Here is a 24,737-nt window from a genome sequence, read left to right on the forward strand (position 1 = left end):
TCCTCCCCACGCCTCGCACGCTCGGCGCGGGCCCCTGGAGGGCGGCCGTTCCAGCACGTCACCTCGGTGGCCGTCTCCCCCCGGGGAGGCGGCCGTCGGCCGTTTCCGGCGCCGGGCGGCGGGCACACCGTTGCCCATGACCGACCCGCAGGGCAGCGACCGCATCCAGCAGGACATCCCGACCGCGTCGGGCACCGGTGACAACAGCGACTCCGCGTCGTCCTTCGACGACGTGCCCCTCACCGCCGACGAGGCGCTCGAGCGCGACGCCACCCAGGGCGACGACCTCCCGGCCCGCGCCGAGGGTGACATCGCTCGCGCCAGGCGTGCGGGGGCGTCCGGGGAGGTATGAGCCTGCTGACCGCGCACCCCGCACCTCGAGGAGAACGATGAGCGACCCCACCGGCTACGGCGAGTCCCCCGACACCGAGGACGGCCCGGTCGCCGAGGACCAGAACTCCGACGGGCCCGAGGGCAGCGCCACGCTCACGACCGACGAGGACGCGCAGGCCGACGACGGCGTCGTCCGCCCCGGCAACGCCCCCGACTGAACGCGCGACGGGCTCCCCACGACGGTGTCGTGGGGAGCCCGTGCACGTCGTCGGCCTGCTACACCCGCTCGACCGGGCGCCCGTCCTTGGGGACGACGGCGTGGTCGGCAGCCAGGTCGCGCTTGCTCGTCTCGCCGTAGGCGAAGACCGCGACGATCGTGATCAGCGAGCAGACGGCGAGGTAGATCGCCACCCGTCCCGGGTTGGGGTCGGTGAAGCTGCCCAGCAGCGCGAGCGCGATCAGCGGCGCGGGAGCGCCCGCCACCAGGGACGCCAGCTGCGAGCCCATGCCGACACCGGTGTAGCGGGACTTCGTGCCGAACAGCTCGGTGAAGAACGCCGCCTGCGGCCCGTACATGGCGCCGTGGAAGAGCAGCCCGACGGTGATGGCGAAGACGCTGAGCCAGAAGTTGCCGGCGTCGAGCAGACCGAACAGGACGAAGGCCCAGACGCCGATGCCGACGGCACCGAAGAGGTAGACGGGCCGGCGACCCAGGCGGTCCGACAGCGCACCCCAGAGCGGGATGGTCACCAGGTGCACGGCCGAGGCGATCACCAGCGCGTTCAGGGTGAAGGAGCGGTCCGCCCCCTCGGCGTTGATCAGGTAGGAGAGGCTGAACGCCGTGAGCAGGTAGAACGAGACGTTCTCCGCGATCCGGGCACCCATGGCGACGAGGACCTCGCGCTTGTAGTGCGCCAGGATGGTCGTGATCGGGGCCTTCTCCGCGACACCGGTCTCCGCCGCCTTCTGCGCGGCCAGCCGCTGCGCCTCGAGGAAGACCGGGGACTCGTCCACCGCGAGCCGGATGAACAGACCGACGACGATCAGCACGGCGGACAGCAGGAACGGGATGCGCCAGCCCCAGTCCTGGAACGCCTCGTCGGACTGGAAGACGGCCAGCAGGGCCAGGACACCGGTGGCCAGCAGGTTGCCCGCGGGGGCGCCGGCCTGCGGCAGCGACGTCCAGAAGCCCCGGGTCCCGGGCCGGCCGTGCTCGGAGACCAGCAGGACGGCGCCGCCCCACTCACCGCCGAGGGCGAAGCCCTGGATGAGGCGCAGCACGATCAGCAGGATGGGCGCGAGGAGGCCGATGGTGGCGTAGGTCGGCAGCAGGCCGATGGCGAAGGTGGCCCCGCCCATCATCAGCAGCGAGATGACCAGCAGCTTCTTGCGGCCGATGCGGTCGCCGAAGTGGCCGAAGACCAGCGCGCCGATCGGGCGCGCGGCGAAGCCCACGGCGTAGGTGGCGAAGGACGCCAGCGTGCCGGTGAAGGCGTCCTGCTGGGGGAAGAAGAGCGCGGGGAACACCAGCGCGGCGGCCGAGCCGTAGAGGAAGAAGTCGTACCACTCGACCGTGGTGCCGATGACGCTCCCTCCGACGACCTTGCCGAAGCCGGCCCTGGGTTGAGCGGGTGCGGACATGGGTCCCTCCTCGTGGATGTGATGGCGGTCACCGACGCTAGGCCGGGCGGATCGCCCGGTCCATGTGCCGTGGCGCCTCGATCCCGGACGACAAGATGTGGCCGCCACCCATGACCGAACGTGACGACGCCGCGCGGACGACCTCCTGCGGGGCCGGTCGGGAGATGTGGTGCGCCGCCATCCGATCGCCGTCGGTTGTGTGGCGGCCGACCGTGGGGGGCCCCGCGGACGCGGCCTAGCGTCGCGGCATGGCGGTCAACGGTTCTCTGGTCGGACGGCGCGCTCTCATCACCGGCGGGGCCTCGGGCATCGGCCGGGCCTGCGCGGTCCGGCTGGCCGCCGAGGGAGCGCACGTCGTGGTGGTGGACCGCGACGCCGCGGCGGCGGGAGCGGTGGCGGCCGAGATCGGCGGCACGGCGCTCGCCGTCGACCTGACCGACCTCGACGCGATCGACGCCCTCGACCTCGCCGCCGACATCCTGGTGAACAACGCCGGGCTGCAGCACGTGGCCCCGCTGCACGAGTTCCCCGTCGACCGCTTCTCCTACATCCTCCGGCTGATGCTCGAGGCGCCGTTCCGGCTGGTGCGGGGCGCGCTGCCGCACATGTACGAGCAGGGGTGGGGCCGGGTGGTGAACATCAGCTCCATCCACGGCCTGCGGGCCTCGGCCTACAAGTCGGCCTACGTGACGGCCAAGCACGGGCTCGAAGGGCTCTCCAAGGTCATCGCCCTCGAAGGGGCCGAGCACGGGGTCACCTCCAACTGCGTGAACCCGGCCTACGTCCGCACCCCGCTGGTGGAGGGCCAGATCGCCGACCAGGCCAAGGCGCACGGCCTGTCCGAGGACCAGGTCGTCGAGCAGGTCATGCTCGCGCCGGCGGCGATCAAGCGGCTCATCGCCCCGGCCGAGGTCGCCGACGCGGTGGTGTGGTTGTGCTCGCCATCGGCGGCGTCGGTCACCGGCACCTCGCTGGTGATGGACGGCGGGTGGAGCGCGCACTGATGGACCGCACCGCGCACGCGCCCGCCCCCCGGAGGGAGCCGGGGACAATGCACGGCGTGTCGGCCGCCGAGTTCTTCGAACTGCTGCTGGAGGACGCCGCGGCGATCGAGTACGAGCGCCCTCTCGTCCGCGCCCGCGCCGCGGGGGCCGAGGGCGGCGAGCTGGCCGAGCTGGAGCGGGTCAAGCTGCTGGCGCTGCAGGTCCGGGAGGCGTTCGCGGCGCGACGGCGGCGCGAGTCGGAGCTCTCCGCGCTCTTCGACACCGCCAACGACCTCGCCGCCCTGCGTGGCGTGGACTCGGTGCTCACCGCGATCGTCCGGCGGGCCCGCCAGCTGCTGGGCACCGACGTCTCCTACCTGACCCTGCACGACGCCGCCGCGGGCGACACCTACATGCGCGTGACCGACGGATCGGTCTCCGCGCGCTTCCAGTCGCTCCGCCTGCAGATGGGGGCGGGCCTGGGCGGGCTGGTGGCCCAGACGGCGGCGCCCTACGCCACGGCCAGCTACTTCACCGACGCCCGCTTCCGGCACACCGACGAGATCAACGACGGCGTCCACGACGAGGGCCTGGTCGCGATCCTCGGCGTCCCCCTCATCCGTGGGTCGCAGGTGATCGGCGTGCTGTTCGCCGCCGACCGGACCGAGCGGACCTTCGACCGCTCCGAGGTCTCGCTGCTGGGCTCGCTGGCGGCGCACGCCGCCATCGCGCTGGACAACGCCCGCCTGCTCGAGGAGACCCGGGCCGCGCTCGACGAGCTCTCGACGGCCAGCCGGGAGCTGCGCGCGCACTCCGCCTCCGTGGAGCGGGCAGCCGGAGCGCACGACCGGTTCATCGACGTCGTCCTGCGCGGGGGCGGCGTCGAGGACGTCGCCGCCGCGGTCACCGAGGCGCTGGGCGGGTGCATCACCGTCGTCGACGAGGGCGGACGGGTGACGCCCACCGACACGGGGGCGGTGGCGGAGCTCCCGCCCGACCCGGCGGCGGCGCTCACCCGGGCGCGCTCGACCGGTCGTACCGTGCGCGACGGCAGCTGGTGGACCGCCGCGGTGACGGTGGACAGCGAGCTGCTGGGAGGGCTGGTGCTGCACCGCGACGACGAGCTCTCCGACTCCGAGCAGCGCATCCTCGAGCGCGCCGCCCTGGTCACCGCCCTGCTGCTGCTGATCCGCCGGACGGCCGGCGAGGCGGAGAACCGGGTGCGCGGCGAGCTGCTCGAGGAGCTGCTCAGCGGGAGCACGCGCGACCCCGACGGCCTCCGGGAGCGGGCTCGCCGGCTGGGCGCGGACCTCGACCGCCCGCACGCGGTCGTCGTCGTCCGGGTGGAGCCCCGCTGCCGGCCGCGGGCCCTCGCGGCCGCGACGCACCTGGCCGCGACCCGCGGCGGGCTCGCCGGCACCCACGAGGGCAGCGTCGTCGTCTGCCTGCCCGACCTGACGCCGGATGCCGCGGCCGCCACCGTGCGCCGGGACCTGTCGAACGCAGGCGCCGGCGCGGTCACCGCGGGGGGCGCAGGACCCGCGCGGGGCCCGGGCGCCGTGGCGGCGGCCCACGCGGAGGCGGCCAGGTGCGCGGCCACGCTCGTCGCGCTCGGCCGGGCCGGCACGTCGGGCAGCGCCGAGGAGCTCGGGTTCTTCGGCCTGCTGCTCGGCGAGGGCCGGAACGTGCGCGGCTTCGTCGAGGCCACCCTCGCGCCGGTGCTGGAGTACGACGCGCGGCGCGGCACCGACCTGCAGGCCACGCTGCAGGCCTTCTTCGACGCCGGCAACTCCCCCGCCCGTGCGGCCGAGGTGCTCCGGGTGCACGTCAACACCGTGACCCAGCGGCTGGACCGGGTGGCCCGGTTGCTCGGCAGGGACTGGTCCTCGCCCGCGCGGGCCCTGGAGGTCCAGCTGGCGCTCCGGCTGCACCGGCTCACCGACGAGGTCCCCGGGTAGGGCCTTCTACGCTGGCCGGGTGCCGTCGCTGCTGACCCCGACCGTGCTCGCGCGGGAGGAGTGGACCGCCCGGGCGGCCGCGCACGAGGAGCGGGTCGACCGGTGGACCGTGCCGCACCGGGAGCGCCGGCGCCGCGGGGAGGCGCACCCGGTGCTGGACTTCCTCTTCAGCTACTACTCGGAAACGCCCGGCCGGCTGCGCCGCTGGCACCCGGGCGCGGGGGTCGGGCTGGCCGGGCCGGCCCCGCACGCGGAGTGGCGCTGGTACACGGCCGACGGGGACACCGTGCGCCTCGACGTCGACGCCTTCACGGCCGACCGCGGGGACACCGTCCGGTTCGTCCGCCGGCTGCTGGCCGCCACCGCGTCACGCCCGGCGTTCAGCGGCTGCTTCGGGCTGCACGAGTGGGCGATGGTCTACCGCGACACGGAGACCCGGCACGCGATCCCGCTCCGGCTGGGCCGCGAGGGCACCGACGCGGTCGTCGAGGCGCACCCGATCCGGTGCAGCCACTTCGACGCCTTCCGGTTCTTCACCCCCGAGGCCGTGGACCGCAACCGCCTGCAGCCCACCCGCGAGAGCCAGCCCGAGCTCGAGCAGCCGGGCTGCCTGCACGCCGGCATGGACCTCTACAAGTGGGCCTACAAGCTCAGCCCGGCCACGCCGGGCGAGCTGGTCGCCGACTGCTTCGAGCTGGCGGTCGAGATCCGCGAGCTGGACATGCGCGCCTCGCCCTACGACCTGAGCGCGCACGGGTACGAGCCGGTCGCCATCGAGACCGCCGACGGCAAGGCCGCCTACGTGACCGCCCAGCGCGGGTTCGCCGAGCGCGGCGCCGTCCTCCGCCAGCGCCTCATCGACGTCTGCGACGCGCTCCTCGGCTGACGCGCGGTCAGGCGCAGACCGGCTCGGGTGGAGCTCCCTCGGGGACCGGGCGGAAGTCGTAGGTCTGCCCGTCCGCGGCCGACAGCGGATCGCGCACGGTGAAGCGCAGCTCGTCGTCGTCGAGCAGCACGAGCTCGCCGGCGGTGGTCCCGTCGTAGGTCACCACCCCGGCGGCGTCGGGCAGCCGGGCCGGCTCGGGAGCGGGCTGCACCGCCTCCCACCTCCGCCCGTCCAGGAGCACGGTGCGGATGCCGCAGTGGGTGACGAGGTCGACCGGGACGGCGACCGCGGAGGGATCCGCCACGACGGAGGACGACGCCGCGACCGGCGTCGGCTGCTGCGGCCGGTCGGCAGCGCACCCGGTCGTGACGGCGGCCGCGGCGAGCAGCAGAGCCCGCGCCGAACGCCCGGCTGCCTGCCCCATGCCGCCTCCCTCGGGGAACCGGTCGCCGAGGATCCTCCGGCCCGCCGCCCGGGGGAAGGTCCCGCCGCGCGCCCCCCGTAGGGTGCCGACGTGAGCTCCCCGGGCGACGACCGCTGGATCCGGCTCGACGGCACGGCCAACACCCGCGACCTCGGCGGCCTGCCGACCGCGGACGGCGGACGGACGGTTCCCGGCCGGGTCCTGCGCAGCGACAACCTGCAGACGCTCAGCCCCGGCGACGTGCGGCGGCTGGTCGGCGACCTCGGCCTGCGGCAGGTGGTCGACCTGCGGACGACGGCGGAGATCCTGCTCGAGGGTCGCGGGCCGCTGCGCCACGTGCCCGAGGTCGCGCACCGGCACTTCACCCTGCTGCCCGAGCGCGGCCACCACACCGACGTCTTCGCGGTGGAGGAGGACGACGCGGCGCTCGAGGTGCCGGCCGGCTGGCTGGACTCGCTCCTCCCCCGGCAGGTCGCCGCCCACGACGAGGGCGAACCGCCGGCGGTGCGCTCGTACCTGGGGTACCTGGGCCAGCGGGGCGACAACGTCGTCGCCGCGTTGCGCGCCCTCGCGGACGCGGGTCCCGGCGCCTCGGTCGTGCACTGCGCCGCGGGCAAGGACCGCACCGGTGTGGTCTGCGCCCTCTCCCTCGCCGTCGCGGGCGTGCCGCACGAGGAGATCGTGGCCGACTACGCCATGACCGCGCAGGTGATCGACGGCGTCGTCGCACGGCTCGCGGCGTCCCCCACCTACGCCGACGACATGGTCAGCCGCGACGTCGCCAGCCACACCCCGCGGGCGGAGACGATGGACCGGGTCCTCACCCTGCTCGACGAGCGGTTCGACGGTCCGCTCGGCTGGCTGACCGCGCACGGGTTCGGCCCCGCGGAGCAGGCCGCGCTGCGCGCCCGGCTGCGCGACTGAGACCTAGCGCGCAGCGGCCCGGCCGCGGTGCTGCTTCTGCCGGTACATCGCGGCGTCGGCCTCGCGGAGCAGGGCGTCGGCGCTGCGCGGTCCGTCGGCGGCCAGCACGGCCACGCCGACGCTCGTACCGACGTCCACCTGCCGGCCCTCCAGCCGGAACGGCTCGCTGAAGCAGCCGGAGACCCGCTGGGCCAGGCGCCGGGCGTCGGCGGGGTCGGGGAGGTCGGGCAGGACGACGGCGAACTCGTCACCGCTGAGCCGCGCCACCGTGTCGCCCGGGCGCACGACTGCGCGCAGGCGTGCGGCCACCTGGCGCAGCAGCTCGTCGCCGGCCGCGTGACCGAGGCTGTCGTTGACGTCCTTGAAGCGGTCCAGGTCGCAGAAGAGCACGCCGAGGTGGCCCTCCGGTGCCGTACCGGCGAGCGTGGTCTCGAGGCGTTCGAGGAACAGCACGCGGTTGGGCAGGCCGGTCAGGGCGTCGTGCATGGCCTGGTGCCGCACCGTCTCCAGCAGCCGGGCCTTCTGCAGGGCGGTCGTGGCCTGGTCGCCCACGCCCCGCAACCGGGCGAGGACGTCACCACCCAGCTCCGGCGGGGTCTCCCCGGTGTCCCAGCTGGCGGTGGCGACGCCGAGGAAGGTGGTGCCCGCGACGAGGGGGACGGCGACGACGTCGGTGACGTCGATCTCGCGCAGGAACTGGGCCACCGCGGGGCTGCTCGTGCCGACACCGAGGATGCGCGGTTCCCGGTCGGTGAGCATGCCGATCAGCTCCGGGGTGTCCTCGGGGCGCAGGGGCGTGCTCAGGAAGTGCTCGCCCTGGGGTCGATCGGGCCGTGCCGACGACCGGCCCTGCAGCTGACCGAGCGTGGGGTCCCAGAGCATGACCGAGGCGCCGCTGCAGCCGACGACCCGCGGCAGCGTCGCGGCGACGATGTCGCAGACGGCGGTCGCGTCGGAGGCGGCGGCCAGCTCGTGCGCCAGGGCGAGCAGCGCCCCGGCACGCTCGGCCTCCAGGCGGGCGCCCCGCAGGGCGATGAGCAGGTCCAGGGCGGCCGCTGCGTGGCCGGCGTACGCGGCGAGCATCGTCTGCTCGTCGCTCATCGGCCCGTCACCGGTCCGGTAGATCGCCGCCAGCCGGCCGTGCCGCCGCCGCGCCGAGGCGACGTCGACGACGACGGCGGACGGGCCGAGGTCCTCGCCCGCGAGCAGCCGCTCGGCAAGCGCCGGGAGCTGGTCCTCCGGGATGCCGGCGGCGTGCACGAGCGGTGCGCCGCCGTCCGGGGAGTCGACGACGAGCAGGTGGGCCGGGGCGAGGACGGCCTCGCCCGCGCGGGCCACGATGCGGTGCAGCACGGTGTCCAGGTCCTCGCTGCCGACCAGTTCGCCGGCCGCGGACTGCAGCGTGCGCAGCTGGCCGCGCAGGGCCATCAGCTCGGGGTCGTCCTCGCGCCGGCGCCGGCGCCGGCGCAGCCGCGACCGCCGCTCCCAGGTGACCCGGTAGACGCAGGTGCGGCTGCCGTCGCTCGCGCAGGCGGACGACGCGACGACGCCCTGGGGCAGTCCGAAGATGACGGGCACGGTGATCGCCAGCCCGCGGGCGAAGGCGCAGTCCAGCGCGGAGTGCTCGTAGCCCTCGGCGAGCGTGAGGGAGATCGTGGCCGACGTCGGCGACGTCTCCCGCACGTGCATCGACTGGACGGTGGTGAACCTGGCCGCGCTGCGCGGCAGCTGCCGGTACACCTGGCGGGGGGTGCCCAGGGCCCGCAGCACGAGCAGCAGGGAGTGGCCGAGGCCGCTGCGCAGGGCGGAGGTGCCCATGGCGAACAGCGCGTCCGGGTCCTGGAGGACCTCGGTGGCGGCGACGAAGAGGCGGATGCGGGTGTCGTAGCTCCACCAGCGGGACTGGTCCTCGAGCTCGGCGGCCACGTGCTCCAGGCCGGCGCGGCGCAGGACCTCGGCGACCGCGCCGTCGCCACCGTGCCGGCGGACGTAGCGGAGCACGCCGGCGATGGTGGCGCCCGACGTCTCCCGCGCCTCCTCGTGCCCGATCGAGGTCATCCTCGCCACCCTCCCCCCGGAGCTGCACAGCCCGTCCGGTGGAGCATCGGCCGCCCGGCGTGAACCTTGAGCGATCCTGCCCCGTTCCGATGAAGGTTTCGCGCAGGTCAGCCGCGTGTCGGGGTGCGGCGCCCGTGCTTGTGCCGGTACATCGCCGCGTCGGCCCGGCGCAGCAGCTGCTCGGCACCGCCGGTGTCCTCGGTCAGGACGGCGACGCCGGTGCTGGTGCCGACCCGCACCTCGGTGCCCTCGAGGCGGAACGGCTCGTCGAAGCAGGCCAGCACCCGGGCGGCGAGGCCGTCGGCGTCCGACGGCTCCTCGAGCCCGGGCAGCAGGATCGCGAACTCGTCGCCGCTGAGCCTGCCCACGGTGTCGCCGGGGCGCACGCCGGCGCGCAGCCGGGCCGAGACCTGCCGCAGCAGCTCGTCCCCGGCGGCGTGGCCCAGGGTGTCGTTGACCTGCTTGAAGCGGTCGAGGTCGCAGAACAGGACCCCGAGGTGGGTCGTCGGACGGGTGTCCACGATCGCGGTGGTGAGCCGGTCGAGGAAGAGCGCCCGGTTCGGCAGCCCGGTCAGCGCGTCATGCGTCGCCTGGTGGCGGACGGTCTGCAGCAGGTGCGCCTTCTGCAGCGCGGTGGTGGCCTGGTCGCCCACGCCGCGCAGCCGGGCGAGCACGTCGCCGTCCAGCTGCGGCGGTGCCTCACCGCGGCGCCAGCCGGCGGTCGCCGCGCCGAGGAAGACCCCGTCGGCGATGAGCGGCACGGCCACGACCTCGGTGGTGCCGAGGCCGTCGAGCAACCGGCGCAGCACCGGGCTGCTCGTGCCGGCGCGCAGGATCTGCGGTTCGCGATCGGTCAGCATGCCCACCAGCTCGGGCACGTCCTCGGCGCGCAGCGCGGTCGTCCGCAGCAGCTCGTCCGCCCTGCCGTCGTGACCCACGGCGGAGTGCGAGCGCAGCGAGGCGCTGGCGGCGTCCCACACCAGGATGCCGGCCGTGGTGCAGCCGACGATCCCGGGCAGCGCCGCGGTGACCAGCTCGCTGACCTCGGCGGCGTCGGTGGAGGCGGCGAGGTCGTGCGCCAGGGCGAGCAGCGCCCCGGCGCGGGCCGCCTCGGTCCGCGCCTCCTGGAGGGCGATGATCAGGTCGAGCGCGGCCGCGGCATGACCGGCGTAGGCCGCCAGCATGGCCGACTCGTCGCCCATGGCGTCGTCCCCGGCGCGGTAGATCGCCGCCAGGCGGCCGTGCATCCGCCGCGCCGAGACGACGTCGACGACGACGGCACCGGCGCCCATGTCGTCGCCGGCCAGCAGGGCGGCGGCCAGCTGCGGCAGCCGGTCGGACGGCAGGCCGGCGGCGTGCACGAGGGGTTCGCCGCCCCCTGGCGCGTGGACGGCGAGCAGGTAGGCGGGCGCGAGGACGGCCTCGGCGGCCCGGGCGACGATCCGCTCGAGGACGGTGTCGACGTCGTCGCTGGCGACGAGCTCCGTCGCCGCCGACTGCAGGATCTGCAGCTGGCCGCGGAGGGCGAGCAGCTCGGGGTCGGCGCCGGCGTCCTCCCGGCGGCGCCACGGCAGCCGGGACCGCCGGTGCCACGTCAGGGAGTAGATGCAGGCCGGGTGCCCGTCGGACTGGCACTCGTCGTGGACGACCTCCGCCGCCGGCAGCGTGAAGATCTGCGGGACGCAGCTCAGCAGCCCCTGCGTGTAGTCGCAGTCCAGGCGGGAGTGGGGGTAGCCGTCGTGCAGCCGGTACCGGATGGTGGCCGACGTCGATCCGGCCTCGAGGATCTCCATGGTCGAGGTGGTGCTGAACTTCTGGACGGCGCGGGGGAGCTGGCGGAAGACCTGCCGGGGCGTGCCCAGCGACCGCAGCAGGAGGACCAGGCCGTGGGCGAGACCGGTCTTCAGCGCGGCCGCGCCCACCTCGAACATGGTGCGCCGGTCGTCGAGCACCTCGGTGGCGGCGGAGAACAGCGCGATCCGGGTGTCGTAGCTCCACCAGCGGGACTGGTCGTCGAGCTCGTCCGCGGTCGCGTCGACGCCGGCCCGCCGGATGACCTCGGCGACCGCTGCGTCGCCGCCCTGGCGGCGGACGAAGCGAAGCAGCCCGCCGGTCGTGGCCCCGGAGGTCTCACGTCTCTCGGCGGCGTTGCTCATCGCGTCCTGTCCTCGGCCCTGATCGTGTCGCGGGCGCCGACGGGCGCAGGAGCGACCGGGATCCGCAGCGGGTGCACGTCCTCGCATCGGCCGCTTCCCCACCGGACCTGAGCCCACGACCCCCGTCGGGGTGAGCCGCATCCGGCGATGAACACGGATCGTGCGCCTGCGGTTGCACAATGCCAGCCGTTGCGGCCGGAGGGACACCGGTCCCCCGAACGCATGCGACCCCGGTCTCGAGGAGACCGGGGTCGGGGTGGAGCGGGCCGCGCTGGGCGGCCGGGGATCAGCGGCCGAAGAAGTGGCTGCTGTTCGCCATCGTCAGGAGCTCGTCCCGCATGGCCGGGCTGCTGGTGCGGGAGAGCGCCTTGTCGAGCGCCCGCCGGGTACGCGCCACCTGCCGGCGCTCGCGCCAGACCGTCGTCACGCTGCTCATCGCTACTGCCTCTTTCGTCGAAGTGTCGTGCCTGCGACCGTAGTAACACAGGTGTTCACCACTGTAATCCGACGAAACGTAGGTTTGGTTGAGCCTGGGCCGAAGGTTGCTCACCCTTCGGGGTGAGAGTGGTCACGAAAGCACGACGGCGCCCGCCCCCACAGGGGACGGGCGCCGCGCGATGTGCTGGAACGGCCCCCTCGCAGGGCCCCGCCGCGAGCGGAGCGAGCGGTGGGGGGCGAGGGGGTCCTCTCAGTGCTGGTCGGGCCGCGGGACGTCGCCGCGCCAGGCACCGGTCTCGGCGCCGCGGCTCTCGATGAACTCCTTGAACTTCTTCGCGTCCGCCTTCACCTGGCGGTCGTCGAAGCCCAGGGCCGCCCCGGCCTTCTCGACCAGGCCCTCGGGCTCCCAGTCGATCTGGATCATCACCCGGGTCTTGTTGTCGTCGAGCCGGTGGAAGGTGACGACGCCGGCGTGCTTGGCCTCCCCGCTGGTGCTGGTCCAGGCGACCCGCTCCTCGGGGTGCTGCTCGGTGATCTCGGCGTCGAACTCGCGCTTCACACCGTCGATGTTGGTCACCCAGTGGGTGTGGGTCTCGTCGATCTGCGTGATGCTCTCGACCCCGCCCATGAACTGGGGGAAGGACTCGAACTGCGTCCACTGGTCGTACACGGCGCGGATCGGGACGTCGACGTCGACGGACTCCTGCACGGATGCCACGGCTGCTCAGCTCCTCAGATCGCTGTTGGGTCGTGTGCGACCTACCCCCGTGACCGCGGGGCGACACGTCGAAGCGCAGGTCAGCGCAACGCGGCGGCGATGCTTCCCCTGACCGGGGAGTTCCGCAGCAGCAGCGCCTGCGCCAGGTGGTAGGCGTCGGGCTGCCCGGTCCAGGTGCCCGAGGCGACCTCGCCCGTCGGCGTCAGCTCGTGGTGCCAGCTGCCGGTCGCGCGGTCGGCGAAGCGCGCCTCGCCGTGCGCCCACCAGCGGTCGGCCAGGTCGCGGAAGCGCGCCTCCCCGGTGACGCCGGCGAGCACCTCGGCCGCGGCGACCGCCTCGCACAGCACCCAGTGCATGCGGGCCGGGACGACCGGGCGGTCCTGCCAGTCCAGCGTGTACGGGAAGCCGTCCTCCCCGTCGGCCGCCCAGCCGCGTCCCGCCGCCGCGTCGAAGAGGGCGACCGCATCGGGCAGCAACCAGACCGGGGGCTGGTCGAGCGCCGACCGGAGGTGGAGGCACAGGCGCGCCCACTCGAACTGGTGCCCCACCGTCACGCCGTAGGGCCGGAACGGGTCGGCCGGGTGGTCGCGGTTGTGCTCGGGCAGGGGGGTCCAGGCGTCGTCGAAGTGCTCGGGCAGCCGCCAGTCGCGCTCCCGGGCCCAGCCGTGCACGACCCGCTCGACGCTGCGCAGCGCCTGGCTCCGCAGCCGGTCGGCGAGGCCGGGGTCGTGCACCGCGTCCGCGGCGGCGAGGGTGGCCTCGACGCCGTGCATGTTGGCGTTGGCGCCGCGGTAGCCGTCCAGCCGTGTCCAGCCGGCGTCCCACTCCTCGACGGCGAGACCGGCCTCGTCGTCCCAGAACCGGTGCTGCAAGACGTCCAGCGCCTCCCCGAGCAGGTCGTCGCCCAGCCCGGCGGCCGCCGCGGTGGACCCGGCCAGGACGACGAAGGCGTGCACGTACGCCGCCTTCGTCCCGTCCTCGGTGCTGGACCGCCACCCGCCGTGCCGGGCGTCGTGCAGCGGCCCCTCCCGCAGCGCCCGGACCCCGTGCGCGGCCAGGTCACCGGCGCCCGGCCTCCCCAGCAGGTGCGCCAGGCCGAAGACGTGGGTCATCCGCGCGACGATCCAAGCCTCCTGCGGCCGGTCGGCCAGGACCGAACCGTCCGCGTCCAGGTAGCCGAAGCCGTCGTCCAGCCGGGAGCGGGCGGCGAAGGCGAGCAGCCGGTCGAGGTCGGTCACGGGGTCAGGCTAGGAGGCCGACCTCCGAGCCGCCGAGACCGCGACGGACAGCCGGGTGATGACGACGGCCAGCACCACCAGCCCGACCAGCCGGGCGAGGCCGGCGCCGATGTCCGCGCCCTCCTGCCCGGCGGTGAGCCAGTCGACCAGCGCGAGGACCGCGATCACCCCGAGCACGACCACGCCGGTGCGGCGCGCCGCGGGGTCGGGCCCCTTGAGGAGCAGCGCCCCGCCGACGGCGGCGGCGACGTAGCCCGCCACCTGGATCAGCGCCGGCAGGTCCCCCTGGCCGTCACCAGCGGGGCGGGAGCCGCTCACCACGATCGCGGCCCCGGTGAGGACGACGAACAGCAGCAGCGCCACGAGCGCAGGTGCCCTGCGGTCCACGTCGGCCTCCTCGGACGTCATGCGCGTCAGTAGGCCAGCGCGCTCGCCGGATCCTGCAGCAGCGCGCCGACGTCGGCAAGGAACCTCGACCCCAGCTCGCCGTCGACGATCCGGTGGTCGAACGACAGCGCGAGCGTGGTGACCTGCCGGGGCCGGACCTTGCCCTTGTGCACCCAGGGCATCTCGCGCACGGCACCGAAGGCCAGGATCGCCGACTCCCCGGGGTTCAGGATCGGGGTGCCGGTGTCGACGCCGAAGACGCCCACGTTGGTGATCGTCAGCGTGCCGCCGGTCATGTCCGCCGGTGCGGTCTTCCCGGCCCGCGCCGTCTCGGTGAGCTCGCCGAGGGCCGCGGCCAGCTCGGCCAGCGACAGCCGGCCGGCGTCCTTGATGTTCGGGACGACGAGGCCGCGCGGGGTCGCCGCGGCGATGCCGAGGTTGACCTGGCCGTGCACCACGATCTCCTGGGCCGCCTCGTCCCAGCTGCTGTTGACCATCGGGTGCCGCTTCGCCGCGAGGAGCACGGCCCTGGCGACGAACAGCAGCGGGCTGACCTTGACCCCGGCGAGCTCCGGGCGGCCGGCGAGCCGGGTCCGCAGCTTCATCGTGCGGGTGACGTCGACGGTCAGGAACTCCGTCACGTGCGGTGCGGTGAAGGCGCTGCTCACCATCGCCGCGGCGGTGTGCTTGCGCACGCCCTTGATCGGGATCCGCTCCTCCCCCGCGACAGGGGCCACAATGGCCATCTCGGCCCCTGCGGTGGTCGCGGACCGGGCGGCGATCGCGGCGTCCACGTCGGCGCGGGTGATGCACCCACCAGCGCCGGAGCCTGTGATCGTCGCCAGGTCGACGCCGAGGTCCTTGGCGTACTTGCGCGTCGGCGGCTTGGCCAGCGGCCGGGGACCGCGGCGGCCGGGAACCGCCTCCCGCGCGGGGGCCGCGGCCTCGCTGAGCGCGGCCGCCTCGGCCTGCCGGCCCACCTCCAGGCCGCCGTGCCGCACCGGCTTGGTGCGCATGTCGGGCGCGGTCGCCAGCAGCGGCGGGGCGTCGTCGGCGACCGGCGGGAGAACCGGGGTGCCGGCCGGCTCGGGGGTGCGGCGGGGACGGCGGCGGGCCTCGGTCGTGCGCGGGCCGTAGCCGACCAGGACCGCGGTGCGGCCGTTGGCGTTGGTCTCGCCGATCAGGCCCGAGCCGCCCGGGTCGGCGGCGGGCGACGGGGCCCCGCCCTCCCCGCCGACGTCGATGGTGATGATCGGGGCGCCGACGTCGACCATCGTGCCGGCGTCGAACAGCAGCTCGACCACGGTGCCGGCCCACGGCGAGGGCAGCTCGACGGCGGCCTTCGCCGTCTCCACCTCGCAGAGCGGCTGGTTGACGGTGACGGTGTCGCCGACGGCGACCAGCCACTGGAGGATCTCGCCCTCGGTGAGCCCCTCACCGACGTCGGGGAGCTTGAACTGCCGGAGCGCGGATGTCTGCGTCATGGCTCAGAACCCCATCGATCGGTCGACGGCGTCCAGCACGCGGTCGAGGTCGGGGAGGTACTCCTCCTCGAGCTTCGACGGCGGGTAGGGGGTGTCGTACCCGCCCACCCGCAGCACCGGCGACTCCAGGGAGTGGAAGCAGGTCTCGGTGATCCGGGCGGCGATCTCCGCGCCCAGCCCGAGGCTCGTGGGGGCCTCGTGGACGACGACGCAGCGGCCGGTGCGGCGGACCGACTCCACCACCGGGTCGAGGTCCAGCGGCGAGACCGTGCGCAGGTCGATGACCTCCAGCGAGCGGCCCTCCTCGGCGGCGGCCGCGGCGGCCTGCAGCGCCGTCTTCACCATGGGGCCGTAGGCCAGCACCGTGACGTCGTCGCCACCACGGACCACCCGGGATGCGAAGAGCGGGTCGGGGGTCGCGTCGAGGTCGACCTCCGCCTTTTCCCAGTACCGGCGCTTGGGCTCCAGGAAGACGATCGGGTCGGGGGAGGCGATCGCCTGCTGGATGCCCCAGTACGCGTCGACCGGGTTGCTGACGGCCACGACCTTGAGGCCGGCGGTGTGCGCGAAGTACGCCTCCGGGCTCTCGCTGTGGTGCTCGACGGCGCCGATGCCGCCGCCCATGGGGATCCGGATGACGATCGGCATCGGCATGGTGCCCTGGGAGCGGGCGTGGATCTTCGCGACCTGCGTGACGATCTGGTTGTAGGCCGGGAAGACGAAGCCGTCGAACTGGATCTCGCACACCGGCCGGTAGCCGCGCATGGCCAGGCCCGCGGCGGTGCCGAGGATGCCGGCCTCGGCCAGCGGGGTGTCGACGACGCGGGCCTCGCCGAAGTCCTTCTGCAGGCCGTCGGTGATCCGGAAGACGCCGCCGAGCTTGCCGATGTCCTCGCCCATGAGGACGACCTTGGCGTCGTCCTCCATGGCCTTGCGCAGGCCGAGGTTGAGCGCCTTGCCGATGGTCAGGGTCTCCGTGGTCACTGGTGGCCTCCCTCGAAGCTCGCGTGGTACGCCTCGAACTCGGCCTTCTGCGCGGCGAGGTACGGGGTCTGCTCGGCGTAGACGTGGTCGAACATCCCGGCGGGCGCCGGGTCGGGCATCTCCACCGTGCCGCGGCGGATGCGGACGGCGAGCTCGTCGGCCTCGGCCTCCACCGCGTCGAAGAACTGCGCGTCGGCGACGCCGCTGCGCGAGAGGTGGGCCTTGAGCCGGGCGATCGGGTCGCGCAGCTTCCACTCCTCCAGCTCGCTGGCCAGCCGGTAGCGGGTGGGGTCGTCGGAGGTCGTGTGCGCGCCCATGCGGTAGGTGAACGCCTCGATGAAGGTCGGGCCCTGGCCCTCGCGCGCGGCGGCGAGCGCGGCCCGGGTCACCGCGAGGACGGCGAGGACGTCGTTGCCGTCGACCCGCACGCCCGGGAAGCCGAAGCCCGTGGCCCGCTGGTAGAGCGGCACCCGCGTCTGGCGCTCGAGCGGGACGCTGATCGCGTACTGGTTGTTCTGGCAGAAGAACACGACGGGGGCGGAGAAGCTGGCGGCGAAGATCATCGCCTCGTTGACCTCGCCCTGGCTCGTCGCGCCGTCACCGAGGAAGGCGAGCACGGCGTCCTCGGAGCCGTCGCGCTGGACGCCCATGGCGTAGCCGGTGGCGTGCAGGCACTGGGAGCCGATGACGATCGTGTACAGGTTGAACCGGGTGGCGACCGGGTCCCAGCCGCCGTTGTCGACGCCGCGGAACAGGCTCATGACGTGCAGCGGGTCGACCCCGCGGGTCCAGGCGACGCCGTGCTCGCGGTAGGTGGGGAAGGCCATGTCGCCCTCGGCCAGCGCGCGACCGGCGCCGACCTGCGCGGCCTCCTGACCGAGCAGCGAGGCCCAGATGCCGAGCTCGCCCTGGCGCTGCAGCGCGGTGGCCTCGGCATCCCAGCGGCGGACCAGCACCAGGTCGCGGTAGAGCCCGCGGAGCTCCTCGTCGCTGATGTCGAGGGGGTAGTCGGGGTGCTCGACGCGGTCGCCCTCGGGGGTGAGCAGCTGGACGGTGTCGACGCCGCGCTCGGGCGGCAGGTGGGGCGCGGCGGCGCCCGGGACCGGGTCGACCATCTCGGTCGCTTCGGGCAACGCTGTCACGGTCGCGCTCCTCGCCTCGGCCACCGCCGCCGGGGTCGCCGGCGTCGCGGTGGTGCTCGACATCCCGCCTGGTGTGGCGGTCCTCACACATCCTGGCACGACAGGAGGCCTGCGCAACAGTCCCCCGGCAGGACGATCTGCACAGGCCGTTCGTAGGCGACAGGGCAGATCGTCTACCGGACGGGTCGACGAGGGTGCAGACTGCGCAACATGCCGGACATCGACGCGACGGATGCCCGGTTGCTGCTCGCCCTGACCGAGGACCCCCGGGCGAGTGTGATGGCCCTGTCGCAGCAGCTCGGGCTGGCGCGCGGCACCGTGCAGACCCGGCTCGCCCGGCTGGAGGGCAACGGCGTGCTCGCCCCGCTGGACCAGCGGGTGCGGCCGGAGTCGCTGGGCTACCGGCTGGGCGCCTACATGTCGGTGCAGGTCGCGCAGCGCGGGCTGGCCGAGGTCAGCGACGCCCTCGCCCAGCTGCCCGAGGTCCTGGAGGTCACCGGCCTCTCCGGGGCCACCGACCTGCTCGTGCACGTGGTGGCCCTCGACGCCGACCACCTGTGGCGGATCACCGAGGCGGTCCTGGCCATCCCCGGGGTGCAGCGGGTGGACACGGCGCTGGCCATGCGGCGGTTCGTCGACCGGCGGGTCGCACCCCTGCTGGAGCGCGCCGCGGAGCCCGCTGCGGACTGACGGGTCCCGGCGCGTCCCGGTGCCGGAACGGCGTGTCGTCCTAGGCTGCGCCGTGCCCAGTCCCCGGCCGCGCCGCGCCGCCGTCCTGCTCGTCGCGCTGCTCGGCGGCCCGCTGGTCCTCGCCGGCTGCGCACCCGAGCTGGTGGACGGCACGATCGAGCCCTTCACCACCACCGGCGGGGAGGTGGTCGCCGAGGAGTCGTGCGCCGGGGGCGAGTTCGACTGCGTCACGCTCACCGTGCCGTCGGACCACTTCGCCCCCGCCTCCCGGGAGTGGGAGGTCACCTTCGCGGTCCGCCCGGCCGACGGCGAGGCCCGCGGGGTCGTGGTGACGGCGACCGGCGGCCCGGGGTCCAGCGGCATCCAGCTCGCCGAGTCCTACGTGGCCGCCATGGACCCGTCGATCACCGACTCCTACGACCTGGTGTTCTTCGACCAGCGGGGCATCGGCCGCTCCGAGCCGTTCCGCTGCGACGACGCCCTCGCCGGCTTCGACGCGGTCATCGACGCGTCGGCCGACGAGGGGGACCGCGACCGGTACGCCCGGCTGGCCGAGGGGTTCGCGGAGGACTGCTTCGCCGAGGCGGGTGTCTTCCCGTCCGAGGCACCGCTGTTCGCCACGCGCCAGGCCGTCGAGGACCTCGAGGTCTTCCGCGAGTGGTACGGCGCCGACGCCCTGACCCTCTACGGCGAGAGCTACGGGACCCAGTTCCAGCAGGCCTACGCCGCCGCCCATCCCGACCGGGTGACGTCGCTGGTCCTCGACGGCGTCGTCGATCCGCAGACACCGATCCGCTCGTTCGCCGCGGAGAGCGCCCGGGCCTACAGCGACGTGCTCGCCCTCACGCTGACCGGCTGCGACGCCGAACCGCTGTGCGCCGACGACGCACCGGGTCTCTCGGTCGCCGCCTACGACGAGCTCGCCGCCGAGCTCGCCGAGACGCCGCGGGAGTACTCCTACCCCCTCCCCGACGGCGGCACCGAGGAGCGCGAGCTCACGGTCGAGGAGCTGGAGGCGGCCGCGGCCGGCTCGATGAGCGTTCCGCACCACCGGCTCCGGTTCGCCCGTGCCGTCAACGCGGCCGTGGAGGGTGACGCGGTCCCGCTCGCCCGGCTGGCCGCCGCCAACTCCGGCGCCGACCCCAACACCGGCGAGGTGGTCCCCGACCCCTCCTTCTCCCCCGCGCTGTTCCTCGCCGTCGAGTGCCAGGACTTCCCCTTCGTGCCCGAGGGCAGCTCGCCCCGCGCCGAGCTCGACGTCTGGCTCGACGGCGCCGCTGCCGCCGGGGTGGAGGGCCTGCGGCTGGACGACCTCTACTACGCCGACCTGCCCTGCCTCTTCTGGCCGCGCGGTGACGAGCCGGCGCCCCCGCCGCCCGCGCCGGTCGACCCGGCCCATCCCGTGCTGCTGCTCACCGCGGACACCGATCCGAACACCCCGGCCGCGAACGCGGTGCGCGTCCACGACCGCGACCCGGACTCGGCGCTCGTCGTCCTGACCGGCGGCCCGCACGTGCTCTTCGGCTGGGGCTACCCGTGCGTGGACCGGGCCGTGCTGCGGCTGCTCGAGTCCGGGCAGCTGCCCGCGCGGGCCGAGACGACCTGCGACGACGACTTCGGCCTGCCCTACGAGCCGCTGCCCCCCGGGTCCGAGGAGGGGTACGAGGACCCCTACGAGACGGTGGCGCTGATCACCGCCGAACTCCTCGGGCCGTCGTTCGAGGCCTGGCCCGCGCTGGAGCCGCTGGTCCTGGGCTGCCCCGAGGGCGGCACCGCCGAGTACGCGATGAACTTCTCCGGCACCGTCATGATCGAGCTCGACGCCTGCGCGTGGACGCCCGACGTGCCCGTGGACGGGACGGTCGAGGTGGCCGACGGCGGCTACGGCGAGCCCACGATGACCGTGCGGCTGCCCTTCGCGATGCTGGAGGCCGAGGACGGCGAGGTCGACGGCCTCTTCCGGGACCAGCCCGTCCGCTGATCGGGCGCGGGTCAGCGCGGGCGGCGCACCCGCACCGGCCCGCGCGCGCTGCCGACGTCCACGACCTCGCCGCCCTGGGTGACCTCGACCTCGCCCGCCGCGGCCAGCCGCCCGGCCGCCGCGCGGGCATCGGGCATCAGGTCCCGCCAGGCCTCCGGGTCGACCGCGCGCGCCGCCTCGGACGGGCAGATGGACGAGTCGGCGCTGCGCCGGTCGAGCAGCTCCCCGATCACGCGCTCGAGCCGCGCGCCGACGTCGTCCACCCCGCCAGCCTGACCGGACCGCCGCGTCACCGCCAGCCCGGGCGGGTACCGGGCGCCGCGCCGGGTAGGGCGCGCAGGCCGTGTCCCCGCACCCGAGGAGTGCCGTGTCCCCCGCCGACCGGGAACTGCTGCAGGAACTGCTCCACGCCTACGGTCCCGGCGGGCAGGAGCACGACGTCCGGGACGTCTGCCGGCGGGCGCTGGAGCCGCTGGTCGACGAGCTGACCGAGGACCCGGCGGGCAACCTCGTCGGGCTGGTCCGGGGATCCGGCGGGCCGGGGGCCCCGGTGGTCCGGGTGATGGCGCACATGGACGAGCTGTCGATGATCGTCAAGCGCGTCGGGCCCGACGGGACGCTGCGGCTGTCGCAGCTGGGCACGATGTACCCGGCCAATTTCGGTCTGGGTCCGCTCGCCGTCCTCGGAGACGAGGAGACGGTGACCGCCGTGCTGATGCTCGGCTCCGAGCACACCACCCGGGAGACCCCCCAGGTCTGGCAGACCAAGCCCGACGGCGGGGACCGGGCGATGCAGTGGAGCGACGTGGTCGCCTTCAGCGGCCGGTCCGCGGAGCAGCTCGAGGCGGCGGGCGTGCACGCCGGCACCCGGGTCTGCGTGCACCGCGCCCGCCGCACGCTGGTCGACGTCGGCGACTTCGTGGCGAGCTACTTCCTGGACGACCGGGCCGCCCTCACCTCGCTGGTGGGAGCTGCCCGGCTGCTGCGCGAGGGCGAGGGGCCCGCCGGCGACGCCTACCTGGTGTGCACCACCGGCGAGGAGATGGGCGGCATCGGGGCGACGTGGGCCGCCCGCGCGCTCCCCGGCGACATCACGCTCGCCCTCGACGTCGGTCCTGCCGAGCCGGAGTACCAGGTGGAGGTCGACTCCGGCCCCGTGATCGCCTACGCCGACGACGCCGTCGTCTACGACAAGGCGATCGCCGACCACCTGCTGGCCCTGGCCCGGGAGCTGGACCTCGCTCCGCAGGCCGCCGTCTGGGAGTCGTTCGACTCCGACGGCTCCCAGGCCAAGAGCCACGGGCAGAGCGCCCGCGCGGCCCTGATCTCGCTGCCCACCCTCAGCACGCACGGGTACGAGGTGCAGCACAGCGGCACCGTCGGCCGGGTGGCCCGGCTGGTCGCCGAGTACCTGCGCCGGCCGACGGGTACGCCGGGGCGATGAGACGGACCCCGCTCGGCGTCAGCGGCAAGGGCAAGCGCGGCATCAGCACGCTCGGCTGGGCACTGCGCGGCGCGGCCGCGGGCGCTGCGGGCAGCACGGCGCTCAACGCCGTCACCTACCTCGACATGGCCGTCCGCGGGCGGGCCAGCAGCTCCACCCCCGAGGACACCGTCGAGAAGCTGTCGGACGAGGCGCACGTGCCGATCCCCGGGGACGACGAGACGCGGCAGAACCGGCTGCAGGGCCTCGGCCCGCTGATCGGGCTGGTCGCCGGCGTGGGCGTGGGGACCGTCGGCGGACTGGCGCGGGCCGCGGGGTACCTCTCGGCCAAGCCGGTCGGCGTCGCCCTGACCACGGCCGGGGTGATGGTCGCGGCCAACGGCCCGATGACGGTGCTCGGCGTGACCGACCCGCGCACGTGGTCGGCGAAGGACTGGATCAGCGACATCGTCCCGCACCTGGCGTACGGGGTCGTCGTCAAGAACGTGATCGACGCCTTCGACAGGCCGTGACAGAGTCCGCTGGTGCGAGAGATCACCAGCGAGGACGAGCTGCGGGCGCTGCTCGGTGAGCCCGCGCCGGCGGCGCTGGCCAAGGAGCGGACGGCGCTCGCCGACATCGACCGCGAGTGGCTGGCGGCCTCCCCGTTCTGCCTGATCGCCACCAGCGGCGCCGACGGCAGCTGCGACGTCTCCCCCAAGGGCGATCCGCCCGGCTTCACGCTGGTCCTCGACGAGCGGACGATCGCGATCCCCGAGCGGGCCGGGAACCGGCGGGCCGACGGGTACCGCAACATCCTGGCCAACCCGCACGTCGGGCTGGTCCACTTGCTCCCCGGCCGCACCGACACGCTGCGGATCAACGGCCGGGCGCGGTTGGTCACCGAGCCGTCGCTGCTCGACCGCATGGTGGTCAAGGGCCACCGCCCGGTGCTCGCCGTCGTCGTGGAGATCGAGCAGGTCTTCCACCACTGCGGCAAGGCGTTCCTGCGCTCGCAGCTGTGGGACCCGGAGAGCTGGCGGCCCGAGGCCGTGCCCTCGCGCGCCCGCATCGCGCACGCCCTCGAGCGCAAGCACGAGCCGCTCGAGGAGCTGGAGCGCTACTACTCCAGCGCGACCTACTCCGCAGGGCTCTACCCCACGAGCTAGCGCCAGCCGCCCTCGTCGACCCCGCCGGGCACGGGCGCGGCCGGGTCGTAGGGCGTGCGCGTGAAGATGAAGGTGCCGACGTCGAGGTGGTCGGCCGCGATGCGCAGCGTCTCGCCCGCGTAGTAGCCGTCCAGCCCCACCCAGCGGCCGTCCTCCTGCGCGGCGAACCGGCTCGCCCGGCCGGCCCGGCCGGGGAGCGGGCCCAGGTGCAGCAGCCCGCCGGCCACCGCCCGCAGCAGGAGCGGCGAGGGCCCCCAGAACCAGACCCCGAGGGACTCCAGCGGCACCGGCGAGGGCGACGGCGCCCAGGCCTCGACGATGCGCGGCTCCGCCGCGCGCACGTCGGCGAGCAGCCCGAACACCAGCGGGTCGACCCCGCTGGTGGCGTTGGCCAGCGAGACGGCGCCGGTCTGCTCCTCGCGGTCGACGAAGACGCCGGCGAGGAAGCCGGGCATCGATCCGCCGTGGCCCACGAGGGTGCGGCCGTCCAGCCGCAGCACCTGCAGGCCGAGGCCGTAGGCCGACCAGCCGACGGCGGAGGAGTCCACGCCGGCAGGCACGGTCATCTCCTCCAGCGTCGCGGGGTCCAGCACGTCGCCGGTGTCGCCCAGCAGGAACGCGGCGAAGCGGCCGAGGTCGGCCAGGGTCGCCCACAGCTGGCCGGCCGCGGCCATCACGCCGGCGTGGTGCTCGGGCTCGGTCAGCACGACGTCGGCCCAGGGGTGCACGGCCAGCCCCTCGGCCGAGGGTGCGACCGGCCGCGGCGTGGTGCGGCGCATGCCCAGCGGGGCGAGCACCTCCGCGCTGACGGCGTCGTCCCAGGAGGTGCCGCGCAGCCGGGCGACGAGCTCGCCCAGCAGACCGAAGCCCAGGTTCGAGTAGTGGAACCGGCGGGCGGCGCCGAGGACGACGTCGCTCCCGGCCAGCCCGAGCTCGTCGAGGGAGCCGCCGGGGGTGCGCTCCCACCAGCCGCCCGGGCTCTCCGCGGAGGCGCCGGCGAGGTGGGAGAGCAGCTGGCCGATCGTCCGGTCGCCGAACGGGGTGCCGGGGAGGTGCCGCTCCAGCGGGTCGTCCAGCCCGACGAGACCCTCGTCGCGCAGCCGCATGACCACGACCGCGGTCACCGTCTTGCTGATGGAGCCGAGCCGGTACTGGACGTCGTCGTGCGGCTCGGCGACGTCGCCGCGTCCGGCCGACCACGCCAGCCCGCCGTCGCGGACCACGCCGGCGACGAGGCTCGGCGCGCGCCCCTCGCGCTGGACGCGCGCGGTGCGGGCGAGCAGGAGGCGGGCGGTCGACGGCAGCACGGGCTCGGGCACGACGCCGACCGTATCGACCGTGCCCGGAGGTCAGGACGCGGGCGTCGGCTCCGGCACCGGCAGCGCGCCCGTGCGGGTGGCCCAGCGGTCGAACCACATGGTGGCCAGCGGCGGCACGGAGGCCACCAGCGCGAGGAACGTCGTCCGGGAGTCCCAGCGCAGCACGCGCCACGCCACGGCGGTCACCACGAGGTAGACGACGAAGACGCCGCCGTGCACCGGGCCGAACATCTGGACACCCCGCTCGGAGTCGCCCACGTACTTCACGAACATCCCGCCGAGCAGGAGCAGCCACGAACCCGCCTCGGCGAGGGCGACGGCACGGAAGAGCAGGGCGACGGCGTGCGGCTTCACGCCCCTCATGGTCCCTGACGTCCCGCCGTGCGCGGAGGTGGCCCTGC

At 74.7% G+C, this 24,737-nt stretch carries 25 protein-coding genes; 11 read left to right on the top strand and 14 right to left on the bottom strand.

All coding sequences use genetic code 11. The annotated features are described in order from the left end of the window. Positions 1 to 136 precede the first annotated feature (136 nt). Complete coding sequence (locus tag DQ244_RS07065; RefSeq protein ID WP_113810784.1) at positions 137 to 352, top strand: hypothetical protein; 216 nt, start codon at positions 137 to 139, stop codon at positions 350 to 352. Positions 353 to 389: 37 nt separating this feature from the next. Beyond that, positions 390 to 551, top strand: coding sequence for a hypothetical protein (locus DQ244_RS19595; protein WP_199580266.1), 162 nt, complete (start codon positions 390 to 392; stop codon positions 549 to 551). A 58-nt stretch (positions 552 to 609) separates the two neighbouring features. Here the strand turns inward: DQ244_RS19595 and DQ244_RS07070 are convergent, their stop codons facing one another. After that, positions 610 to 1,974, bottom strand: a complete 1,365-nt coding sequence (locus tag DQ244_RS07070; protein WP_113810785.1) for an MFS transporter — start codon at positions 1,972 to 1,974, stop codon at positions 610 to 612. Positions 1,975 to 2,222: 248 nt separating this feature from the next. On the opposite strand from DQ244_RS07070, the gene DQ244_RS07075 reads away from it, so the two are divergent. From DQ244_RS07075 to DQ244_RS07085, 3 genes are read left to right on the top strand one after another with little or no spacing between them, the layout of a single operon-like run. Then, on the top strand, positions 2,223 to 2,978 hold the full coding sequence (locus DQ244_RS07075) for a 3-hydroxybutyrate dehydrogenase (RefSeq protein ID WP_113810786.1): 756 nt from the start codon (positions 2,223 to 2,225) through the stop codon (positions 2,976 to 2,978). Between the two features lie 47 nt (positions 2,979 to 3,025). Beyond that, complete coding sequence (locus DQ244_RS07080; RefSeq protein ID WP_113810787.1) at positions 3,026 to 4,915, top strand: GAF domain-containing protein; 1,890 nt, start codon at positions 3,026 to 3,028, stop codon at positions 4,913 to 4,915. 19 nt (positions 4,916 to 4,934) lie between these two features. Then, a complete protein-coding gene (locus DQ244_RS07085; RefSeq protein WP_233491233.1) occupies positions 4,935 to 5,801 on the top strand; it encodes a 3-methyladenine DNA glycosylase in 867 nt (288 codons plus the stop codon). Between the two features lie 7 nt (positions 5,802 to 5,808). Here the strand turns inward: DQ244_RS07085 and DQ244_RS07090 are convergent, their stop codons facing one another. Beyond that, positions 5,809 to 6,225 carry a hypothetical protein gene (locus tag DQ244_RS07090; RefSeq protein WP_113810788.1) on the bottom strand — a complete coding sequence of 139 codons (417 nt, stop codon included), beginning with the start codon at positions 6,223 to 6,225 and terminating at the stop codon, positions 5,809 to 5,811. Between the two features lie 90 nt (positions 6,226 to 6,315). On the opposite strand from DQ244_RS07090, the gene DQ244_RS07095 reads away from it, so the two are divergent. After that, positions 6,316 to 7,149 (top strand): tyrosine-protein phosphatase, encoded by an 834-nt coding sequence (locus tag DQ244_RS07095; protein ID WP_113810789.1) that lies wholly within the window; start codon positions 6,316 to 6,318, stop codon positions 7,147 to 7,149. Positions 7,150 to 7,152: 3 nt separating this feature from the next. On the opposite strand, the gene DQ244_RS07100 is transcribed toward DQ244_RS07095, so the two are convergent. The 9 genes from DQ244_RS07100 to pdhA form a co-directional block, all read right to left on the bottom strand. Next, positions 7,153 to 9,207, bottom strand: coding sequence for a sensor domain-containing diguanylate cyclase (locus DQ244_RS07100; protein ID WP_113810790.1), 2,055 nt, complete (start codon positions 9,205 to 9,207; stop codon positions 7,153 to 7,155). A 107-nt stretch (positions 9,208 to 9,314) separates the two neighbouring features. Next, on the bottom strand, positions 9,315 to 11,363 hold the full coding sequence (locus DQ244_RS07105) for a GGDEF domain-containing protein (RefSeq protein ID WP_113810791.1): 2,049 nt from the start codon (positions 11,361 to 11,363) through the stop codon (positions 9,315 to 9,317). 286 nt (positions 11,364 to 11,649) lie between these two features. Further along, positions 11,650 to 11,799, bottom strand: coding sequence for a hypothetical protein (locus DQ244_RS19365; protein WP_158544487.1), 150 nt, complete (start codon positions 11,797 to 11,799; stop codon positions 11,650 to 11,652). Positions 11,800 to 12,051: 252 nt separating this feature from the next. After that, complete coding sequence (locus DQ244_RS07110) at positions 12,052 to 12,519, bottom strand: SRPBCC family protein (RefSeq protein WP_113810792.1); 468 nt, start codon at positions 12,517 to 12,519, stop codon at positions 12,052 to 12,054. An 80-nt stretch (positions 12,520 to 12,599) separates the two neighbouring features. Continuing rightward, positions 12,600 to 13,757: an AGE family epimerase/isomerase gene (locus DQ244_RS07115; protein ID WP_113810793.1), complete on the bottom strand. Its 1,158-nt coding sequence runs from the start codon at positions 13,755 to 13,757 to the stop codon at positions 12,600 to 12,602. Between the two features lie 9 nt (positions 13,758 to 13,766). Continuing rightward, the gene (locus DQ244_RS07120) at positions 13,767 to 14,165 is read right to left on the bottom strand and encodes a hypothetical protein (RefSeq protein ID WP_113810794.1); all 399 of its coding nucleotides are present in this window, start codon (positions 14,163 to 14,165) and stop codon (positions 13,767 to 13,769) included. Positions 14,166 to 14,170: 5 nt separating this feature from the next. Further along, entirely contained in the window at positions 14,171 to 15,628 is a 1,458-nt protein-coding gene (locus DQ244_RS07125; RefSeq protein WP_113810795.1) for a dihydrolipoamide acetyltransferase family protein, read from the bottom strand. Positions 15,629 to 15,631: 3 nt separating this feature from the next. Beyond that, a complete protein-coding gene (locus tag DQ244_RS07130) occupies positions 15,632 to 16,612 on the bottom strand; it encodes an alpha-ketoacid dehydrogenase subunit beta (protein WP_113810796.1) in 981 nt (326 codons plus the stop codon). After that, positions 16,609 to 17,754, bottom strand: coding sequence for a pyruvate dehydrogenase (acetyl-transferring) E1 component subunit alpha (pdhA, locus tag DQ244_RS07135; RefSeq protein WP_233491234.1), 1,146 nt, complete (start codon positions 17,752 to 17,754; stop codon positions 16,609 to 16,611). The genes DQ244_RS07130 and pdhA overlap by 4 nt, the downstream gene beginning before the upstream one ends. Positions 17,755 to 17,964: 210 nt before the next feature. Here pdhA and DQ244_RS07140 point away from each other — a divergent pair, with 210 nt between their 5' ends. After that, complete coding sequence (locus tag DQ244_RS07140; protein WP_113810797.1) at positions 17,965 to 18,444, top strand: Lrp/AsnC family transcriptional regulator; 480 nt, start codon at positions 17,965 to 17,967, stop codon at positions 18,442 to 18,444. Between the two features lie 52 nt (positions 18,445 to 18,496). Continuing rightward, a complete protein-coding gene (locus DQ244_RS07145; protein WP_147251486.1) occupies positions 18,497 to 20,425 on the top strand; it encodes an alpha/beta fold hydrolase in 1,929 nt (642 codons plus the stop codon). Between the two features lie 11 nt (positions 20,426 to 20,436). Here the strand turns inward: DQ244_RS07145 and DQ244_RS07150 are convergent, their stop codons facing one another. Continuing rightward, positions 20,437 to 20,688: a DUF3253 domain-containing protein gene (locus tag DQ244_RS07150; protein ID WP_113810799.1), complete on the bottom strand. Its 252-nt coding sequence runs from the start codon at positions 20,686 to 20,688 to the stop codon at positions 20,437 to 20,439. Positions 20,689 to 20,792: 104 nt separating this feature from the next. Here DQ244_RS07150 and DQ244_RS07155 point away from each other — a divergent pair, with 104 nt between their 5' ends. The 3 genes from DQ244_RS07155 to DQ244_RS07165 are packed head-to-tail and all read left to right on the top strand — an operon-like array spanning position 20,793 to position 23,017. Continuing rightward, entirely contained in the window at positions 20,793 to 21,869 is a 1,077-nt protein-coding gene (locus DQ244_RS07155; protein ID WP_113810800.1) for a M42 family metallopeptidase, read from the top strand. After that, on the top strand, positions 21,866 to 22,381 hold the full coding sequence (locus DQ244_RS07160; protein ID WP_199580267.1) for a hypothetical protein: 516 nt from the start codon (positions 21,866 to 21,868) through the stop codon (positions 22,379 to 22,381). Before DQ244_RS07155 ends, DQ244_RS07160 begins: the two co-directional genes overlap by 4 nt. A 12-nt stretch (positions 22,382 to 22,393) precedes the next feature. After that, positions 22,394 to 23,017 (top strand): pyridoxamine 5'-phosphate oxidase family protein, encoded by a 624-nt coding sequence (locus DQ244_RS07165; protein WP_233491235.1) that lies wholly within the window; start codon positions 22,394 to 22,396, stop codon positions 23,015 to 23,017. Here the strand turns inward: DQ244_RS07165 and DQ244_RS07170 are convergent. Both DQ244_RS07170 and DQ244_RS07175 read right to left on the bottom strand, forming a co-directional pair. Next, positions 23,014 to 24,336 carry a serine hydrolase gene (locus tag DQ244_RS07170; protein ID WP_113810802.1) on the bottom strand — a complete coding sequence of 441 codons (1,323 nt, stop codon included), beginning with the start codon at positions 24,334 to 24,336 and terminating at the stop codon, positions 23,014 to 23,016. The genes DQ244_RS07165 and DQ244_RS07170 overlap by 4 nt on opposite strands. Positions 24,337 to 24,366: 30 nt before the next feature. After that, complete coding sequence (locus DQ244_RS07175) at positions 24,367 to 24,699, bottom strand: DUF3817 domain-containing protein (RefSeq protein ID WP_113810803.1); 333 nt, start codon at positions 24,697 to 24,699, stop codon at positions 24,367 to 24,369. Positions 24,700 to 24,737: the final 38 nt, after the last annotated feature.

The organism is Blastococcus sp. TBT05-19 (assembly GCF_003319095.1).
Classification (GTDB): domain Bacteria; phylum Actinomycetota; class Actinomycetes; order Mycobacteriales; family Geodermatophilaceae; genus Blastococcus.

Bases quoted from the DNA above. Each gene is read 5' to 3' on its own strand.
- DQ244_RS07065 (WP_113810784.1), top strand. From the start codon at position 137: ATGACCGACCCGCAGGGCAGCGACCGCATCCAGCAGGACATCCCGACC.
- DQ244_RS19595 (WP_199580266.1), top strand. From the start codon at position 390: ATGAGCGACCCCACCGGCTACGGCGAGTCCCCCGACACCGAGGACGGC.
- DQ244_RS07070 (WP_113810785.1), bottom strand. From the start codon at position 1,974: ATGTCCGCACCCGCTCAACCCAGGGCCGGCTTCGGCAAGGTCGTCGGA.
- DQ244_RS07075 (WP_113810786.1), top strand. From the start codon at position 2,223: ATGGCGGTCAACGGTTCTCTGGTCGGACGGCGCGCTCTCATCACCGGC.
- DQ244_RS07080 (WP_113810787.1), top strand. From the start codon at position 3,026: ATGCACGGCGTGTCGGCCGCCGAGTTCTTCGAACTGCTGCTGGAGGAC.
- DQ244_RS07090 (WP_113810788.1), bottom strand. From the start codon at position 6,225: ATGGGGCAGGCAGCCGGGCGTTCGGCGCGGGCTCTGCTGCTCGCCGCG.
- DQ244_RS07100 (WP_113810790.1), bottom strand. From the start codon at position 9,207: ATGACCTCGATCGGGCACGAGGAGGCGCGGGAGACGTCGGGCGCCACC.
- DQ244_RS07105 (WP_113810791.1), bottom strand. From the start codon at position 11,363: ATGAGCAACGCCGCCGAGAGACGTGAGACCTCCGGGGCCACGACCGGC.
- DQ244_RS19365 (WP_158544487.1), bottom strand. From the start codon at position 11,799: ATGAGCAGCGTGACGACGGTCTGGCGCGAGCGCCGGCAGGTGGCGCGT.
- DQ244_RS07120 (WP_113810794.1), bottom strand. From the start codon at position 14,165: ATGACGTCCGAGGAGGCCGACGTGGACCGCAGGGCACCTGCGCTCGTG.
- DQ244_RS07125 (WP_113810795.1), bottom strand. From the start codon at position 15,628: ATGACGCAGACATCCGCGCTCCGGCAGTTCAAGCTCCCCGACGTCGGT.
- DQ244_RS07140 (WP_113810797.1), top strand. From the start codon at position 17,965: ATGCCGGACATCGACGCGACGGATGCCCGGTTGCTGCTCGCCCTGACC.
- DQ244_RS07160 (WP_199580267.1), top strand. From the start codon at position 21,866: ATGAGACGGACCCCGCTCGGCGTCAGCGGCAAGGGCAAGCGCGGCATC.
- DQ244_RS07175 (WP_113810803.1), bottom strand. From the start codon at position 24,699: ATGAGGGGCGTGAAGCCGCACGCCGTCGCCCTGCTCTTCCGTGCCGTC.